This is a genomic window from Achromobacter sp. 1011811831, assembly GCF_059760905.1.
The window spans coordinates 1-17,607 of the sequence record NZ_JCBANG010000011.1; the positions used below are offsets into that span (position 1 = coordinate 1).

At 69.4% G+C, this 17,607-nt stretch carries 15 protein-coding genes; 10 read left to right on the forward strand and 5 right to left on the reverse strand.

The genetic code is table 11. The annotated features are described in order from the left end of the window. Positions 1-114: 114 nt before the first annotated feature. Positions 115-1,638 carry a fumarate hydratase gene (locus tag AC6LJ9_RS06430; protein WP_498146910.1) on the reverse strand — a complete coding sequence of 508 codons (1,524 nt, stop codon included), beginning with the start codon at positions 1,636-1,638 and terminating at the stop codon, positions 115-117. A gap of 160 nt (positions 1,639-1,798) precedes the next feature. Further along, positions 1,799-2,566: a crotonase/enoyl-CoA hydratase family protein gene (locus AC6LJ9_RS06435; RefSeq protein ID WP_498146911.1), complete on the reverse strand. Its 768-nt coding sequence runs from the start codon at positions 2,564-2,566 to the stop codon at positions 1,799-1,801. A gap of 273 nt (positions 2,567-2,839) precedes the next feature. On the opposite strand from AC6LJ9_RS06435, the gene glyQ reads away from it, so the two are divergent. Genes glyQ through def form a run of 8 tightly spaced genes read left to right on the forward strand, consistent with a single transcriptional unit; the run spans position 2,840 to position 10,244 of the window. Further along, positions 2,840-3,751, forward strand: coding sequence for a glycine--tRNA ligase subunit alpha (glyQ, locus tag AC6LJ9_RS06440; RefSeq protein WP_103272554.1), 912 nt, complete (start codon positions 2,840-2,842; stop codon positions 3,749-3,751). Beyond that, on the forward strand, positions 3,752-5,890 hold the full coding sequence (gene glyS, locus AC6LJ9_RS06445; protein ID WP_498146912.1) for a glycine--tRNA ligase subunit beta: 2,139 nt from the start codon (positions 3,752-3,754) through the stop codon (positions 5,888-5,890). Continuing rightward, positions 5,887-6,432, forward strand: a complete 546-nt coding sequence (gene gmhB, locus AC6LJ9_RS06450; RefSeq protein ID WP_212312243.1) for a D-glycero-beta-D-manno-heptose 1,7-bisphosphate 7-phosphatase — start codon at positions 5,887-5,889, stop codon at positions 6,430-6,432. Before glyS ends, gmhB begins: the two co-directional genes overlap by 4 nt. Positions 6,433-6,436: 4 nt before the next feature. After that, positions 6,437-7,159, forward strand: a complete 723-nt coding sequence (locus tag AC6LJ9_RS06455) for a lysophospholipid acyltransferase family protein (RefSeq protein WP_212312244.1) — start codon at positions 6,437-6,439, stop codon at positions 7,157-7,159. Further along, a complete protein-coding gene (locus AC6LJ9_RS06460) occupies positions 7,152-8,135 on the forward strand; it encodes a M48 family metallopeptidase (RefSeq protein ID WP_498146913.1) in 984 nt (327 codons plus the stop codon). Before AC6LJ9_RS06455 ends, AC6LJ9_RS06460 begins: the two co-directional genes overlap by 8 nt. Before the next feature lie 20 nt (positions 8,136-8,155). Further along, positions 8,156-9,298: a 2-aminoethylphosphonate--pyruvate transaminase gene (locus AC6LJ9_RS06465; protein WP_498146914.1), complete on the forward strand. Its 1,143-nt coding sequence runs from the start codon at positions 8,156-8,158 to the stop codon at positions 9,296-9,298. Positions 9,299-9,309: 11 nt separating this feature from the next. After that, complete coding sequence (gloA, locus tag AC6LJ9_RS06470) at positions 9,310-9,705, forward strand: lactoylglutathione lyase (RefSeq protein WP_103272548.1); 396 nt, start codon at positions 9,310-9,312, stop codon at positions 9,703-9,705. 5 nt (positions 9,706-9,710) lie between these two features. Continuing rightward, on the forward strand, positions 9,711-10,244 hold the full coding sequence (gene def, locus AC6LJ9_RS06475; protein ID WP_498146915.1) for a peptide deformylase: 534 nt from the start codon (positions 9,711-9,713) through the stop codon (positions 10,242-10,244). A 21-nt stretch (positions 10,245-10,265) separates the two neighbouring features. Here the strand turns inward: def and AC6LJ9_RS06480 are convergent, their stop codons facing one another. Beyond that, positions 10,266-12,509, reverse strand: a complete 2,244-nt coding sequence (locus tag AC6LJ9_RS06480) for an acyl-CoA dehydrogenase (RefSeq protein WP_498146916.1) — start codon at positions 12,507-12,509, stop codon at positions 10,266-10,268. A 203-nt stretch (positions 12,510-12,712) separates the two neighbouring features. On the opposite strand from AC6LJ9_RS06480, the gene AC6LJ9_RS06485 reads away from it, so the two are divergent. After that, entirely contained in the window at positions 12,713-13,942 is a 1,230-nt protein-coding gene (locus AC6LJ9_RS06485) for a nucleoside recognition domain-containing protein (RefSeq protein WP_498146917.1), read from the forward strand. 106 nt (positions 13,943-14,048) lie between these two features. On the opposite strand, the gene pyk is transcribed toward AC6LJ9_RS06485, so the two are convergent. Then, a complete protein-coding gene (pyk, locus tag AC6LJ9_RS06490; protein ID WP_212312255.1) occupies positions 14,049-15,491 on the reverse strand; it encodes a pyruvate kinase in 1,443 nt (480 codons plus the stop codon). A gap of 104 nt (positions 15,492-15,595) precedes the next feature. On the opposite strand from pyk, the gene AC6LJ9_RS06495 reads away from it, so the two are divergent. Then, positions 15,596-16,738, forward strand: coding sequence for a glycerate kinase (locus AC6LJ9_RS06495; RefSeq protein ID WP_498146918.1), 1,143 nt, complete (start codon positions 15,596-15,598; stop codon positions 16,736-16,738). Positions 16,739-16,811: 73 nt separating this feature from the next. Here AC6LJ9_RS06495 and rsmA read toward each other — a convergent pair whose 3' ends face one another. Further along, a complete protein-coding gene (rsmA, locus tag AC6LJ9_RS06500) occupies positions 16,812-17,603 on the reverse strand; it encodes a 16S rRNA (adenine(1518)-N(6)/adenine(1519)-N(6))-dimethyltransferase RsmA (RefSeq protein WP_498146919.1) in 792 nt (263 codons plus the stop codon). Positions 17,604-17,607: the final 4 nt, after the last annotated feature.

The window sequence follows — 17,607 nt, forward strand, 5'->3', positions numbered from 1 at the left end:
GGCCAGTTCATTCCCTGGCCGGGGCCTTGTCGTTCCGGAGCCGCCCGCGCCTCGTCAGGCGCGCCGCGAGCGAGGGCGAACCCTCACGCTTGCGGCTTCACGCGAAACCGCCGGTCAAGCCACCGCGACCGGGATCTTGCCGATCTTGGCCTGCCATTCCTTCGGTCCGGTGTTGTGGACCGAGATGCCCTGGGCGTCCACCGCCACGGTCACCGGCATGTCCTTCACGTCGAACTCGTAGATGGCTTCCATGCCCAGGTCCTCGAAGGCCAGCACGCGGGCTTCGCGGATCGCCTTGGACACCAGATAGGCCGCGCCGCCCACCGCCATGAGGTAGGCCGAGCCGTGCTTGCGGATCGCCTCGATGGCGACCGGGCCGCGCTCGGACTTGCCGATCATGGAGATCAGGCCGGTCTGCGCCAGCATCATCTCGGTGAACTTGTCCATGCGGGTGGCGGTGGTGGGACCGGCCGGGCCGACCACTTCGTCGCGCACCGGATCGACCGGGCCCACGTAGTAGATGACGCGGTTGGTGAAGTCCACCGGCAGCGGCTCGCCCTTGGCCAGCATGTCCTGGATGCGCTTGTGCGCGGCGTCGCGGCCGGTGAGCATCTTGCCTGACAGCAGCAGGGTCTGGCCCGGCTTCCAGCTGGCGACTTCTTCCCTGGTCAGCGAGTTCAGGTCCACCTGCTTGGACTTGTTGTAGTCCGGCGCCCAGTGCACTTCCGGCCACTCGGACAGCGAGGGCGGATCCAGGCGCGCCGGGCCCGAGCCGTCCAGCACGAAGTGGGCGTGGCGGGTGGCGGCGCAGTTCGGGATCATGGCCACGGGCTTGGAGGCGGCGTGGGTCGGGAAGGTGTTGATCTTGACGTCCAGCACCGTGGTCAGGCCGCCCAGGCCCTGGGCGCCGATGCCCAGCGCGTTGACCTTCTCGTACAGCTCGATGCGCAGCTCTTCCAGCTTGTTCTGCGGGCCGCGCGCCAGCAGCTCGTACATGTCGATGTCTTCCATCAGCGACTGCTTGGCCATCAGCATGGCTTTTTCAGCGGTGCCGCCGACGCCGATACCCAGCATGCCGGGCGGGCACCAGCCCGCGCCCATGGTCGGCACGGTCTTGAGCACCCAGTCCACCAGCGAGTCGCTGGGGTTGAGCATGACGAACTTGGTCTTGTTCTCGGAACCGCCGCCCTTCGACGCGATCTGCACGTCGACCTTGTCACCAGGGACCAGGTCGACGTGCAGGATACAGGGCGTGTTATCGCGGGTGTTCTTGCGGGCGAACAGCGGATCGTCCAGCACCGAGGCGCGCAGCGGATTGTCCGGGTTCAGGTAGCCGCGGCGCACGCCTTCGTCACAGAGCTCCTGCAGGCTGCGCTTGGTGTCGAAGCGCACGTCCATGCCGACCTTCAGGAACACGTTGACGATGCCGGTGTCCTGGCACAGCGGACGCTTGCCTTCGGCGCACATGCGCGAGTTGGTCAGGATCTGCGCCATCGCGTCGCGCGCGGCGGGGCTTTCCTCGCGCTCGTAGGCGCGGGCCAGGTGGCGGATGTAGTCCACCGGATGGTAGTAGCTGATGAACTGGATCCCGTCGGCGATCGACTGGACCAGGTCTTCTTCCTTGATGATGATGGACATGGCGAATTTGCTGTCTAGAGGGAAAACGTGAAAACGCGGCCGGGGCGACCGGCTGCACGGAAAGGGAAAAGCACTATTTTTGCCGCTGGGCCGCCCCGAGGCAAAAAGCCCCCTCGGGGGGCAGCAAGCTCGCGTAGCGAGTGCGGCGTGGGGGCATGTCCTATTTACCTTGCCAAACCGGCTTGCGCTTCTCGGCGAAGGCGGTGGCGCCTTCCTTGGCGTCGGCCGAGGTGAAGATATGCGCGGTCAGCGGACGCTGGCGGTCGAACATCTCGTCCTGCGACCAGTCGCCCGATTGGGACACGATGCTCTTGGCGGTCTGCACCGACAGCGGGCCGTTCTCGACGATGGCGCGGGCCAGCTCCAGCGCGCCGGCCAGGGCGCCGCCAGGCTCGGTCAGGCGGTTGACCAGGCCGAAGGCATGGGCGCGCTCGGCGGGCAGCATGTCGCCGGTCAGGATCACTTCCATGGCGATGTGGTAGGGCAGGCGGCGCGGCAGGCGCAGCATGCCGCCAGCGCCAGCCACCAGGCCGCGCTTGACCTCGGGCAGGCCGAACTTGGCGTTGTTGGCGGCCACGATCAGGTCGGACGCCAGCGCCATTTCGCAGCCGCCAGCCAGGGCGTAGCCTTCCACGGCCGCGATCAGCGGCTTCTTGGGCGGGCGCTCGGTCAGGCCGGCGAAGCCGCGGCCCTCGACGTAGGGACGCTGGCCGGACTTGGCGAAGGCCTTGAGGTCCATGCCCGACGAGAAGGTGCCGCCGCCGCCCGTCAGGATGCCGATGCGCACGTCGTCGCGGCTGTCGAGCTGATCCAGCGCCGCCGCCATGGCCTGCGCCGTTTCCAGGTTGATGGCGTTCTTGGCCTCGGGACGATTGATCGTGATGATCTGGATGCCGTCGGTGACTTCCACCGTGATCAGGTCGGACATGGGACAACTCCTTTTTTCGGGTCTACCGGAATCGAGTTCCAGTTTTATATAAGACTTGGGTACAACCTGGAATCATACGACCATTGGTTTGCCGGCGCAGGCGCGCCCGGCCGGGATGTCCGCCAGGCGCGCGCCGGCCCCGGCGGTCAGCCGGCGACGCCTGATCCGGCCCCATTCCCGCCCGTACGCCCGGCCCCGCCCCGGGCCAGTTAAAATGCCCGGTTTGCCACGCCATGGGCAGTCCCTGCCCCGCGGCCGATTTCCAAGAATCCTATGCTCACTTTTCAGCAAATCATCCTTACGCTCCAGGAATACTGGGACAAGCAGGGTTGCGCCCTGCTGCAACCCTACGACATGGAAGTCGGCGCCGGCACCTCGCACACCGCCACCTTCCTGCGCGCCATCGGCCCGGAACCCTGGCGCGCCGCCTATGTGCAACCCTCGCGCCGCCCCAAGGACGGCCGCTACGGCGAGAACCCCAACCGCCTGCAGCACTACTACCAATACCAGGTGGTGCTCAAGCCCGCCCCCCCGGAAATCCTGGACCTGTACATCGGCTCGCTGAAGGCGCTGGGCATCGACCCGGCCGAGCACGACATCCGCTTCGTCGAGGACGACTGGGAAAACCCCACGCTGGGCGCCTGGGGCCTGGGCTGGGAAGTCTGGCTCAACGGCATGGAAGTGACCCAGTTCACCTATTTCCAGCAGGTGGGCGGCCTGGATTGCACGCCGACCACGGGCGAGATCACCTACGGCCTGGAACGCCTGGCCATGTACCTGCAGGACGTGCAAAGCGTGTACGACCTGGTCTGGACCGAAGGCGCCAACGGCCGCCGCGTGCTGTACCGCGACGTGTTCCACCAGAATGAAGTGGAGCAGTCCACCTACAACTTCGAGCATTCCTCGGCCCAGATGCTGTTCGCGCATTTCAACGACTACGAAGCCGAGGCCAAGCGCCTGATGGACGTGCCGCTGGCCCTGCCGGCCTATGAAGCCACGCTGAAGGCCGCGCACACCTTCAACATGCTGGACGCGCGCGGCGCGATCAGCGTGACCGAACGCGCCGCCTATATCGGCCGCATCCGCAACCTGTCGCGCGCCGTCGCCCAGGCCTACTACGACTCCCGCGAGCGGCTGGGCTTTCCCATGCTGGACCGCGACCAGGCCGCCGGGGAGACTGCATAAATGACGACGAACATCCGCCCCCTGCTGGTCGAGCTGCTGACCGAAGAACTCCCCCCCAAGGCCCTGCAGAAGCTGGGCCAGGCTTACGCCGAAGGCGTGCGCGCCACGCTGGCGCGCCACGGCCTGCTGGCCGAAGGCTGCTCGGCAGAGGCCTATGCCACGCCGCGCCGCCTGGCGGTGCGCCTGTCGGCCGTGCTGGCCCAGGCCCCTGACCAGGCCTACGCCGAGAAGCTGATGCCGGTGAAGATCGGCCTGACCGAGGACGGCCAGGCCACGCCCGCGCTGCAAAAGAAGCTGGCCGCCAAGGGCCTGGAAAATATTGACCTGGCCACGCTGGAACGCGAATCCGACGGCAAGCAGGACTACCTGGTCGCCCGCGGCACCGCCCCCGGCGCCGCGCTGGCCACGGGCCTGCAGGAAGGCATCGCCGCCGCCATCGACGGCCTGCCCATTCCCAAGGTCATGCGCTACCAGCTGGCCGACGGCGTGACCACCGTCAAGTTCGTGCGTCCGGCCCACGGCCTGATCGCGCTGCACGGCGCCGACGTGGTGCCCGTGACCGCGCTGGGCCTGGCCGCCGGCCGCGAAACGCTGGGCCACCGCTTCATGAGCAACGGCCCGGTGGCGATAGCCGACGCCGACGCCTATGCCGCCACGCTGGCCGACAAGGGCCGCGTCATGGCCTCGTTCGAAGGCCGCCGCGCCGACATCGAGCGCCAACTGCTGGACCACGCCGGCCGCCTGTCGGCCACGCTGGGCGACGACCCGGAAGTCGCCGCGCTGCTGGACGAAGTCACCGCGCTGGTCGAGCATCCCACCGTCTACGTGGGTGAGTTCGAGGAGCAATTCCTGCAAGTGCCGCAGGAATGCCTGATCCTGACGATGCGCCTGAACCAGAAGTACTTCCCGCTGTTCGACCCGGCCAGCGGCCGCCTGACGCACCGTTTCCTGATCGTGAGCAACATGCACACGGCCAATCCGGTGAACATCGTCGAAGGCAACCAGCGCGTGGTGCGCCCGCGCCTGGCCGACGCGCAGTTCTTCTTCAACACCGACCGCAAGACGCCGCTGGCCGCGCGCGTCGAGCAGCTGGGCGCTATCGTCTACCACAACAAGCTGGGCACCCAGCTCGAGCGCGTCGAGCGCGTGCGCGCCATCGCCCGGGGCGTGGCGCAGCAGCTGGGCGGCGACGTCTCGGCCGCCGACCGCGCCGCCCTGCTGGCCAAAGCCGACCTGGGCTCGAACATGGTGGGCGAGTTCCCCGAGCTGCAAGGCATCATGGGCGCGTACTACGCGGCCGGCGATGGCGAACCGGCCAGCGTGGTCGAGGCGCTGCGCACCCAGTACCGCAACCGCTGCGACGCCCCGGTCAACGCCGACACGCTGACCGCCGCCACGCTGTTCATCGCCGAGCGCGCCGAAACCCTGGTCGGCATCTGGGCCATCGGCCTGGCGCCCACCGGCGAGCGCGATCCCTTCGGCCTGCGCCGCGCCGCGCTGGGCCTGATCAGCGCCTTCGAGCAGCTGGCCGCCGGCGGCTGGCTGAAGATCAACCAGGACGGCCCGCTGTCGCTGGACGGCCTGCTCGACCTGGCCGCCGGCACCTTCCCGGCCGGCAAGATCCCCGCCGACACGCTGGCCGAGGTGCGCGCCTTCATCTATGAGCGCTACCGCAACCAGCTGATCGCCGATTCCGACCGCAACGCGGTCGAAGCCGTGATCGCGCTGACGCCGCCGCTGCACCAGGTGGGCGAGCGCGTGCGCGCCGTGGCCGCCTTCGCGCAGATGCCCGAGGCCGCCAGCCTGGCCGCCGCCAACAAGCGCATCGGCAACCTGCTCAAGAAGGCCGAGGGCGAGATCGGCCAGGTGAACGACGCCGCGCTGGTCGAGCCCGCTGAAAAGGCGCTGGCCGCCTCGGTCGCGACGCTGCGCCCGCAAGCCGAGGCGCAGTTCGCGACCGGCGACTTCGCCGCCAGCCTGCGCACGCTGGCCCAGGCGCGCGAGCCGGTGGACGCCTTCTTCGCCGACGTCATGGTCATGGCCGAGGACCCGGCCGTGCGCGCCAACCGGCTGGCCCTGCTGGGCCAGCTGCATGGCCTGATGAACCAGGTCGCCGACATTTCCAGGCTGGCACAGTGAAACTGATCATCCTCGACCGCGACGGCGTCATCAACCAGGACAGCGACGCCTTCGTCAAAAGTCCCGACGAATGGATCGCCCTGCCCGGCAGCCTGCAGGCCATCGCCCGCCTGACCCAGGCCGGCTGGAAGGTGGTGGTCGCCACCAACCAGTCGGGCCTGGCGCGCGGCCTGTTCGACATGGACACGCTCAACGCCATCCACGCCAAGATGCGGCGCGAGCTGGCCGCCGCCGGCGGCAGCATCGACGCCGTCTTCCTGTGCCCTCACGGGCCGGACGACAACTGCGTCTGCCGCAAGCCGCTGCCCGGCATGTTCGAGCAGATCGGCGCGCGCTACGACGTCGACCTGAACGCGGTGCCGGCGGTGGGCGATTCGCTGCGCGACCTGCAGGCGTCCTCGGCCGCCGGCTGCGCGCCCTGGCTGGTGCTGACCGGCAACGGCGCGAAGACGCAGGCCAAGGGCGGCCTGCCGCCCGGCACGCGCATCTGCGACGACCTGACGGCCGTGGTCGACCTGCTGTTGCAAGACAAAGAGGCCTGACCCGATGGCCCGGCTCCGTTCACTGCTTTACGCCATTTTCCTGATCGTCACGGTCATTCCCTACGCCTTCGCCTGCGTGCTGTGGGCGCCGCTGCCGCTGCACCTGCGCTACAAGCTCACCGTGGGCTGGCCGCGCCTGGCCATCTGGGGCGCGCGCGTGATATGCGGCATCCGCTGGCAGGTGAAGGGCTGGGAAAACCTGCCCGAGGGCCCGGCCGTGATCCTGTCCAAGCACCAGTCCGCCTGGGAAACGCTGTTCTTTCCCGCATACATGCCGCGCGAAGTCTGCTTCGTCTACAAGAAGGAACTGCACATGGTGCCGTTCTTCGGCTGGGGCCTGGCGCTGCTGCGCATGATCGCCATTGACCGCAGCAAGGGCCGCGACGCCTTCGAACAGGTCGTCGCCCAGGGTCGCAAGCGCATGGACGAGGGCCGCTGGCCGCTGCTTTTCCCGGAAGGCACGCGCGTGCCGCCGGGCCAGGCCGGCCGCTTCAAGATGGGCGGCGCGCTGCTGGCCTCGCGCACCGGCGCCAAGGTCATCCCGGTGGCGCACAACGCCGGCGAATGCTGGCGCCGCAACGCCTTCGTGAAGCGTCCGGGACTGGTTACGCTGTCCATCGGACCCGCGATAGAATCCCAGGGACTCACCCCCGAGGAACTGAACCAGAAGGTCCAGGGCTGGATCGAAGGGGAAATGCGGCGTCTCAACCCTGAAAGGTATGTCTAGCAGCGCTCAGCTCGAACTCCTGTTCGACTCGCGGGAAACCGGCGCGCCGGAAGGCGTGCCGCCGGCGGACGCCGCGCCGCGCGCGACGCCCGGACCGCGCCCCGCGCCAGACGCGCCGTCCCCGGCGCGCCTTGCAGATCCGTCCCCCGCCCACTCGGGCGAACCGCTGCTGACGCTGTCCCCGAATGCCTCGGCCCGCGTGCCGACGCCCTGCCCCGATCCGCTGCCGCCCGGCGCCCGCTGGCGCGAGGTGAACACCGACGAACAGCCCATCGGCTTCGTGCTGCTGCGCTCGCGCCGCCGCAGCATCGGCTTCGTCATCACCGACGACGGCCTGCGCGTCACCGCGCCCAACTGGGTCACGCTGGGCCAGATCGACGACGCGGTGCGCGAGAAAGCCCGCTGGATCCTGAACAAGCTGCGCGAATGGCACGCCCGCAAGCAGCAGTTGGCCATGGCGCACACGCGCTGGCAGGCCGGCGGCGAGCTGCCCTACCTGGGCCGGCGCATCGTCATCGGCGTGGGCGGCGACAGCCGCCAGGCCGCGCTCTCGGGCGACGCCGACGCCCCGCGGGACGGCGACACGCTGTGGCTGGCCCTGCCCGCCAACGCCGACCAGGGCCGCATCCGCGACGCCGCCCAGGCCTGGCTGCAACAGCGCGCCGGCGCCTGGTTCGGCGCGCGCCTCGCGCATTTCCTGCAGATCAGCGGCCTGAAGATCCGCCGCTGGCGGCTGTCTTCCGCCGCGACCCGCTGGGGCTCGTGCACCAGCGACGGCAACATCATGCTGAACTGGCGCCTGATCCACTTCGCGCCAGCCATCATCGACTACGTGATCGCGCACGAGCTGGCCCACCTGCGCGAAATGAACCACAGCCAGGACTTCTGGCGCGAAGTGGGCCAGATCCTGCCCGATTTCGAGGACGCCAAGAACATCCTGCGGCGCCACGATCCGGCATCCCTGCCTCAATTCTGAGGCGCCTTGGAGACACGACGATGCTGCTGCTGATTCCCGGCCCGGTGACCACCGACGCGCGGGTGAGGGCCGCCGCGGCGCAGGACTATGCGCCCTGGGACAACGATTTCCGCGAACTCTACCGCCAGGTCTGCGCCGGCGTGCTGCGCGCCGCCTGCGCGCGGCCCGAAGAACATGCCGCGCTGGCCCTGCCCGGCTGCGGCCACTTCGCCGTCGAGGCCGCGATCCGCACGCTGATGCCGCCGGGCGGACGCCTGCTGGTGCCGTCCACCGGCGCCTATGCCAGCCGCCTGCAGCGGCTCGCCGCCGAGGCCGGCCGCGTGGCCGTGCCGCTGTACGTGGGCGTGCGCGACCGCATCGATCCGCAGGCCGTGGCCCAGGCCCTGGAACAGGACCCCACGATCAGCCACGTGGCCCTGGTCTACAGCGAAACCAGCAGCGGCATCTGCCACGATGCGCCCGCCATCGCCCGCGTCGCGCAGGCGCTGGGACGGCGCGTCATCATCGACGCCGTTTCGGCCTTCGGCGCGCTGCCGCTGGATCTGTCGGACCTGCCGGCCGTGGACGCGGTGGCGCTGACCGCCAACAAGTGCCTGGAGGGCCTGCCCGGCGCCGCCTTCGTGGTGGCGCGGCGCGACAGCCTGGAAGCCGCGCAGGGCCGCGCCGGCAGCTGGTCGCTGGACCTGGCCGACATCTATCAGCAAAGCCTGCAGCCCAACGCCGGGCCGCGCTTCACCCCGCCCGCGCCCACGCTGGCCGCCTTCGCCGTCGCGCTGGCGCGCTATCATGAGGAAGGCCGCGAGGCCCGCCTGGCGCGCTACACGGCCAATATGCGCGCGCTGTACGAGGGCGTGGGCGAGATCGGCCTGACGCCCTGGCTGCCGCCTGCGCTGCAGGGCCCCATCGTCGTCAATGTGCTGGCCCCGGACACGCCGGCCTGGGACCTGCAGGCCTTCGTCGACGCGCTCAAGCGCCGCGGCTACGTGCTCAGCAACTTCAAGAACACAGAACAGCCTTCGTTCCGTGTCGGATGCATCGGCGCCTTCTCGGCCGACCAGATGCGGCAAGCCGTCCAGGCCATGGGCGAGGCGCTGTCCGAACTCGGCATCCGCGGGACCGCCGCCGGCCAGAAGCCGGCGCTCCCTTCCACCCTGACCGCATAGGAAACACCAACATGCGCCTGCTACACACCATGCTGCGAGTCGGCAACCTCGACAAGTCCATCGACTTCTACACCAACGTGCTCGGCATGCGCGTCCTGCGCCGCAACGACTACCCGGACGGCAAGTTCACGCTGGCCTTCGTCGGCTACCAGGACGAAGCCGAAGGCGCCGTCATCGAGCTGACCCACAACTGGGACACCGACAAGTACGACCTGGGCAGCGGCTACGGCCACATCGCCCTGGAAGTCGACAATGCCTACGAAGCCTGTGACAAGGTCAAGGAACGCGGCGGCAAGGTCACCCGCGAAGCCGGCCCGATGAAGCACGGCACGACGGTCATCGCCTTCGTCGAAGACCCCGACGGCTACAAAATTGAATTCATCCAGAAAAAAGGCCGAGTGGACTGACACCCATGATCCACACCATCCTGAAGATGGGCGACCCTCGGCTGCTGCGCGTGGCCGCGCCCGTGGCGCATTTCGGCACGCCCGAGCTGCGCGCGCTGGTCGCGGACATGTTCGAGACCATGGCCGCCGCCCAGGGCGTGGGACTGGCCGCGCCGCAGATTGGCGTGGACCTGCAGCTGGTGATCTTCGGCTTCGACCGCAACGAGCGCTATCCCGACGCGCCGGCGGTGCCGCAGACCATCCTGTGCAATCCGGTCATCACGCCGCTGTCCGACGAGATGGAAGACGGCTGGGAAGGCTGCCTGTCGGTGCCCGGCCTGCGCGGCCTGGTGCCGCGCTACCGCCATATCCGCTACACCGGCCTGGATCCGCAGGGCCAGCCGATCGAGCGCGAGGCCGAGGGCTTTCACGCCCGCGTGGTGCAGCATGAATGCGACCACCTGATCGGGCGCCTGTATCCTTCCCGCATCCAGGACTTCAGCAAGTTCGGCTACACCGAGATCCTGTTCCCCGGCATGGACCCGAACAAGGACGATTGAGGACGCCGCGACAAGGCGGCCTCAATCGCCGCTGGGCTGCGCATTGTCGCGTCCCGCGCCGGGCGACAATTCCTCCGGCGCGAAATCATCCACTTGCAGCACCTCGGCCGCCGATGCCTCGGCGGCCTCCAGCTGCGCCGCCTGCGCATCGGTGATGGCGCCCTGCCGATGGGCTTCGCGCCAGTCGCGCAGGCCTGACTGGCGCAGCCGGTCGCGCAGCGGCTGCACCGCTTCCGCCAACGCGAACGCGCGCGTCAGCTGACCCAGCGGATCCGGCCCAGGCTCGCGCTGCAATTCCGCCGCCAGGCGGTCATGCGTGGGCGAGGGCTTGAGCAACAGCTCGGCGCATTCGCGCGTCAAGGCGTCGTCCGGCCCCTTGGCAAGCCGCAGCGGCAGGATGGCAGCGCGCAGGCCCCAGGCCAGCACCCGGCCCGGCAGGTTGGACAGCACCTGATCCATTGCCGTCTCGATACGCGCCGCGCCCTGCTCCATGCACCAGCGCACCAGCGGCAGGTCGTCGTGCTTGCGGCCTTCGTCTTCCCAGCGCTTGAGCACGGCCGACAACAGATACAGCTCGGACAGGATGTCGCCCAGCCGGGCGGAGATCAGCTCGCGGCGCTTGAGCGCGCCGCCCAGGCTGGCCAGCGCGGCGTCGGCCAGCAGCGCGAACCCCGCGGCGTAGCGGCCCAGCCTGCGGTAGTGGCGGGCCGTGGGCCCCGCCGTGGGCGTGGGCGCCAGCATGCCGCCGGTCCAGGCCCGCCCGATGGCGCGCAAGGTCGTCATGCCCGCGTGCCGCAGATGACGCCAGAACACGTCGTGGAAGACCTCCATGCCGCGCTCTTCGTCCGGATTGCCCAACGCCAGCATCTCGGGCATCAGGTAGGGATGCGCGCGGATGGCGCCCTGGCCGAAGATGATCAGGTTGCGCGTCAGGATGTTGGCGCCCTCGACCGTGATGGCGATGGGCACGGCGCGGTATAGCGAACCCAGGTAGTTGCGCGGCCCGTCGATCACGCCCCGGCCCGCGTGCACGTCCATGGCGTCGTTGACCGACTGGCGCATGCGCTCGGTCGCGTGATACTTCATGATGCCGGACACCACGGCCGGCTTGACGCCCTGGTTCAGCGCCGCGCAGGTCAGGCGGCGCGCGGCCTCGACCAGGTAAGCGTTGCCGGCCAGGTTGGCCAGCTTTTCCTGCACGCCCTCGAAGCGTCCCACCGGCAGGCCGAACTGCTCGCGCACGCGCGCGTACATGCCGGTGGCGTGAGCCCCCAGCGCGGCCGCCGCCGCCGACAGCGATGGCAGCGAAATGCCGCGCCCGGCCGCCAGCGCGCTCATCAGCATCTGCCAGCCGTGGCCGGCGCGCTCCTCGCCGCCGATCAGCGCGTCCAGCGGCACGAACACGTCGCGGCCGCGATTGGGGCCGTTCTGAAAGGCCTGCATGGCGGGCAGATGGCGCCGGCCGATTTCCACGCCCGGCGCATCAACCGGCACCAGCGCCACCGAGATGCCGATGTCGCGCGGCTCGCCCAGGATGCCGTCGGGATCGGACAGCTTGAAGGCCAGCCCCAGCACCGTGGCCACCGGCCCCAGCGTGATGTAGCGCTTGTGCCAGTTCAGCCGGATGCCGATCAGCTCGCGCCCGTCCACCACCTGGCGGCAGACCACGCCGGTGTCGGTCATGGACGCGGCGTCCGAGCCGGCCTCGGGGCTGGTCAGGCCGAAGCAGGGAATCTCGCGCCCGTCGGCCAGGCGCGGCAGCCAGTAGTCGCGCTGCGCCGGCGTGCCGAACTGCATCAGCAGCTCGCCCGGTCCGAGCGAGTTGGGCACCATCGCGGTGACGCCGGCCGTGACCGAGCAGGCGGAGATGCGGCGCACCACCTCGGAATGCGCGTAGGGCGAGAAGCCCAGGCCGCCGTAGCGGCGCGGGATGATCATGCCGAAGAAGCGCTGCGACTTCAGGAAGGCCCAGACCTCGGGCGGCAGGTCGCGGCGGTTCCAGCTGATGTCCCATTCGTCCAGCATGGCGCACAGCTGCGCCACGGGGCCGTCGATGAACTTCTGCTCTTCCGGCGTCAGCGTGGCGGCCGGCACGTCCAGCAGCTTGCGCCAGTCTGGATTGCCGCTGAAGAGATCGGCCTCCCACCAGGTGTCGCCGGCCTCGATGGCCTCGCGCTCGGTCGCGGACATGGGCGGCAGCGCGCGCCGCGCCCAACGGTAGGCAGGTTCGGAAACGCGGCGCCGGCGCCAGGCGTTGAAATCCATGGGATCCCCTTTTGCTGTCGTCGTCCCGGGGCCGCTGGCCCAGGGGCGCATCGGGTCAAAGTACCAGAATTGCGGGCGCGCGACCACGCGTGGGCCGTCCGACTCTGCGACAATGCCCGGGCGCCCAGTCGAGCCGCGCCCTGCGCCCAGGCGTGCAGGGCCGACGCCGCGCGGCCCATTTTTTGTACCATCAGGCCCAAGACATGCTGAACAAACTCTGGCTGAGTTTCTTTCTCGCCGCCGCGGCGGCCGCGTTCTACCGCTGGCTCGCCATCGGCGACGCCGAGGTCTTCCGCGCCATGATCGCCAGCCTGTTCGACATGGCCCGAGTCTCGGTGGAGGTGATGGTGCTGCTGTTCGGCACGCTGACGCTATGGCTGGGTTTCCTGCGCATCGCCGAAGGCGCGGGCCTGGTGGAACGGCTGGCGCGGCTGCTCGGCCCGCTGTTCGCGCGCCTGATGCCCGAGGTGCCGCGCAACCATCCCGCCATCGGCCTGATCACGCTGAACTTCGCCGCCAACGGCCTGGGGCTGGACAACGCGGCCACGCCGATCGGCCTGCGCGCCATGCGCGAGCTGCAGTCGCTCAATCCCAAGCCCGACACCGCCAGCAACGCGCAGATCCTGTTCCTGGTGCTCAATGCCTCGTCGCTGACGCTCTTGCCGGTGTCGCTGTTCATGTTCCGCGCGCAGCAGGGCGCGGCCGATCCGACGCTGGTGTTCCTGCCCATCCTGCTGGCCACCTGCGCCTCCACGCTGGCCGGCTTCCTGGCGGTGGCGTTCTGCCAGCGCCTGAAACTGACGGATCCGGTGGTGCTGGCCTGGCTGGGCGGCGGCGCGCTGGCGCTGGGCGGCTTCATGGCGCTGCTGGCCAGCATGACGGCCACCGCCATCGCCGCGCTGTCCTCGTTGCTGGGCAACCTGACGCTGTTCTGCATCCTGCTGCTGTTCCTGCTGGCCGGCGCCTGGAAGAAGGTGCCGGTATACGAGGCCTTCGTCGAGGGCGCCAAGGAAGGCTTCGACATCGCCAAGAACCTGCTGCCCTACCTGGTGGCCATGCTGTGCGCGGTGGGCATGCTGCGGGCCTCGGGCGCGCTCGACTTCCTGCTCGACGGCATCCGCTGGCTGGCCGCCCAGGCGGGCTGGGACGCGCGCTTCGTGGACGCCCTGCCCTCCGCCCTGGTCAAGCCCTTTTCCGGCAGCGCGGCGCGCGCGCTGATGCTGGAGACCATGACGCACTTCGGCGTCGATAGTTTCCCCGCGCTGCTGGCCACCGTGGTGCAGGGCAGCACCGAGACCACCTTCTACGTGCTGGCGGTGTACTTCGGCTCGGTGGGCATCCTGCGCGCGCGCCACGCCGTGGCCTGCGCGCTGGTGGCCGACGCGGCCGGCGTGCTGGCCGCGATCGGCGTGTGCTACTGGTTCTTCGGTTGAACGACGCGCCGGCAGGGCGGCGATGGCACTGTCGAGCCAGGCGCGGCCTGGCCCTGCTTGACCGAGACTGACGCGGCCCGGCCTGGCGGGGCCAGACCCACCCGCATCAATCCACCAGCAGGATCTTCATGCCGTTGGTGCCGCCGCTGTCGCGGTAGAAATCGCCCTTGGTCAGAATGACCCAATCGCCGCTCTGCACCAGATTGCGCTTGCGCAGTTCGTCGATGGCCGCATTGCTCAGGTCGGCGGGCTCGTACTCGGACGGCGCGAACGGAATCGTGTAGACCCCGCGGAACATCGTCACGCGGTTCTGCGTGACGCTGTGCGGGCTGTAGCAATAGATCGGCACGCCTGAACGGATGCGCGACATGATCAGCGGCGTGTGGCCGCTTTCGGTCAACGCGATAATGGCCTTGACGCCGGGAAAGTGGTTGGCCGCGTACATGGCGGCCAGCGCGATGGTCTCGTCGCAGCGCGTGAAGGTCTCGCCCAGGCGATGGTGCGACTGGGTCGAGGTCGGGTGCTTTTCCGCGCCCAGGCAGACGCGCGCCATGGCCTGCACCGTCTCGACCGGATACTGGCCCGAGGCGCTCTCGGCCGACAGCATCACGGCGTCGGTGTAGTCGAGCACGGCGTTGGCCACGTCCGAGACTTCGGCGCGCGTGGGCATGGGACTGGAGATCATGGACTCCATCATCTGCGTGGCGGTGATCACGACCTTGTTCAGCGTGCGCGCGTGCTGGATGATGCGCTTCTGGATGCCCACCAGCTCGGCGTCGCCCACTTCCACGCCCAGGTCGCCACGCGCCACCATGACGCCGTCGCTGGCGCGGATCAGCGCGTCCAGCGCTTCGTCGTCGGCCACGGCCTCGGCGCGCTCGATCTTGGCGATGATCCAGGCATCGCTGCCGGCCGCGTGCAGCAGGGTCCGCGCCTCGTCAATGTCGCTGCCATAGCGCGGAAACGAGACCGCCACGTAGTCCAGTTCCATCTCGGCGGCGAGCTTGATATCCACGCGATCCTTGTCGGTCAGACTGGGCGCCGACAGGCCGCCGCCGCGACGGTTGATGCCCTTGTTGTTGGACAGCGGGCCGCCCACCGTAACGGTGGTGTGGACCTCATCGCCCTCGACGCTGTCCACCACCAGCACCACGCGGCCGTCGTCGAGCAGCAGCTCGTCGCCCACGCGGCAGTCCTGCACCAGTTCCGGGTAGTCGATGCCGACGATGCTGGCCGTGCCCGCTTCCTTGGGATGGACGCGCGACAGCGTGAAGGGCTGGCCCACCTGCAGCTGCACCAGCTTGTCGGTGAAGCGCGCGATGCGGATCTTCGGTCCTTGCAGATCGCCCATGATCGCGACGTAGCGGCCCTGCCGCGCCGCGATCTCGCGCACCAGACGCGCGCGTTCGCGGTGATCGTCGGCGCTGCCGTGCGAGAAGTTCAGTCGAGCCACGTCCAGCCCGGCCCGAATCAGGGCCTCGATGCGCTCGGGCGTCGACGTCGACGGACCCAGGGTGGCGACAATTTTGGTGCGGCGCAGTACGGGCATGGGAATCCTATCTCGCAAGAAACAACGGAAACGCTATGGTACGACGCGATGCGACAGCGCGGGTATCATGAACGCCACCTATCCTGACCAGGCCTGTCCGCATCGTGAAAATCGTCATCGCCCCCGACTCGTTCAAGGAAAGCATTTCCGCGCCGGCCGCGGCCGAGGCCATCGCGCGCGGCGTGAAAGCCGCCTTTCCTGGCGCGCAGACCGTATGCGTGCCCATGGCCGATGGCGGCGAGGGCACGGTCGAGGCGGTGCTCGCCGCCGCCTCGGGCGAGGCGCGCATGCAGACCGTGAACGATGCGCTGGGCCACAAGGTCGACGCGGCCTGGGGCATGCTGGCCGACGGCACGGCCGTCATCGAAATGGCCGCCGCTTCCGGCCTGGAACTGATCGCGCCGACTCGCCGCGACCCGATGCGCGCCAGCAGCCACGGCGTGGGCGAGCTGATCCTGGCCGCGCTCGACGCTGGAGCGCGCCATATCATCCTGGGGCTGGGCGGCTCCGCCACCAACGACGCCGGCGCCGGCATGCTGACCGCGCTGGGCGCGCGGCTGCTGGATGCCGAAGGACACAGCCTGCCGCCCGGCGGCGGCGCGCTGGCGCGGATCGCCGCCATAGATATCCGCGGACTCGACCCCAGGCTGTCCGGCGCGCGCATCGACGTGGCCAGCGACGTGGACAATCCGCTCTGCGGCCCGCAAGGCGCATCACACGTGTTCGGTCCGCAAAAAGGCGCGACGCCCGAACAGGTGCGGGAGCTGGACCAGGCGCTGGAACGCTTTGCCGACATCTGCGCGCGCAGCCTGGGGGTCGACCATCGCGATGCGCCCGGCGCGGGCGCCGCCGGCGGCCTGGGTTTCGCGGCCAAGGCATTCCTGGACGCACGCTTTCGCCCCGGCGTGGAGATCGTGGCCGAGCTGGGCGGACTGGCGCAAGCCGTGGAAGGCGCCACGCTGGTGTTCACCGGCGAAGGCCGGATGGATGCGCAGACGCTGCGGGGCAAGACGCCGGCCGGCGTCGCCCGGATCGCCCGGCAGGCAGGCGTGCCCGTGGTGGCATTGGCCGGCTCGCTGGGCGAAGGCTACGAGGCCCTGCACGCCTGCGGCATCAGCGCGGCGTTCAGTCTCGCGCCCGGCCCCATCACGCTGCAGCAGGCCCTCAACGACGCCGAACGCCTGCTGCACGATCGCGCGCGCGACGTGATGCAGCTATGGATGGCCGCGCAAAAGCGCATGCTGTAGCACACGGCGCCAGCCTGCCGCGCCAGCGGCAGGCGAGCCTTCGGGAAGTGGCCGCGAAGAAACGGCCTGGCGCTCAGCCGGCCTGCAGCACGCCCGCCGCGACCAGCGCATCGGACAGGCGGATGTACCGGTCCACCGACACGTCCTCGGCGCGCGCCGTGGGCGCGATGTCCAGCGCTTCCCAGGGCACCTGCGGCGCCCAGTCCGCCAGCACGCGGCGCAGCATCTTGCGGCGCTGGGAAAACGCCCGCGCCACCACCGTCTCGAACGCCTTGGCGCTGACGGGACGCAAGCGATCCCCGGGCAGGGGCATCATGCGCACGACCGCCGACACCACCTTGGGCGGCGGGTCGAAGGCCTCGGGCGGTACGTCGAACAGCTTGTGCATGCGGTAGCGCGATTGCAGCATCACCGACAGGCGGCTGTAGTCGCTGGAGCCGGGCTCGGCCACCATGCGGTCGATCACTTCCCGCTGCAGCATGAAATGCTGGTCGCGGATATGGTCGGCCGAGGCCATGAGGTGGAACAGCAGCGGGCTGGAGATGTTGTACGGCAGATTGCCGACCACGCGCAGTCCAGGGCCGAACTGCGCGAAATCCACGGTCAGCGCGTCGGCCTCGACCACCGTCAGGCGGTCGGCCTCGAACTGCTTGCGCAGCCGCGCGGCCAGATCGCGATCGATCTCGACCACGGTGAGACGATCCAGCCGCTCCAGCAGCGGCCGGGTGAGCGCGGACAGGCCGGGCCCGATTTCAACCACCGCATCGCCACGGGCGGGCGCGACCGCCCGGACGATGGACTCGACGACGCTGTCGTCGGTCAGGAAGTTCTGGCCAAAGCGCTTGCGCGCCTGGTGTTGAGACATGAGC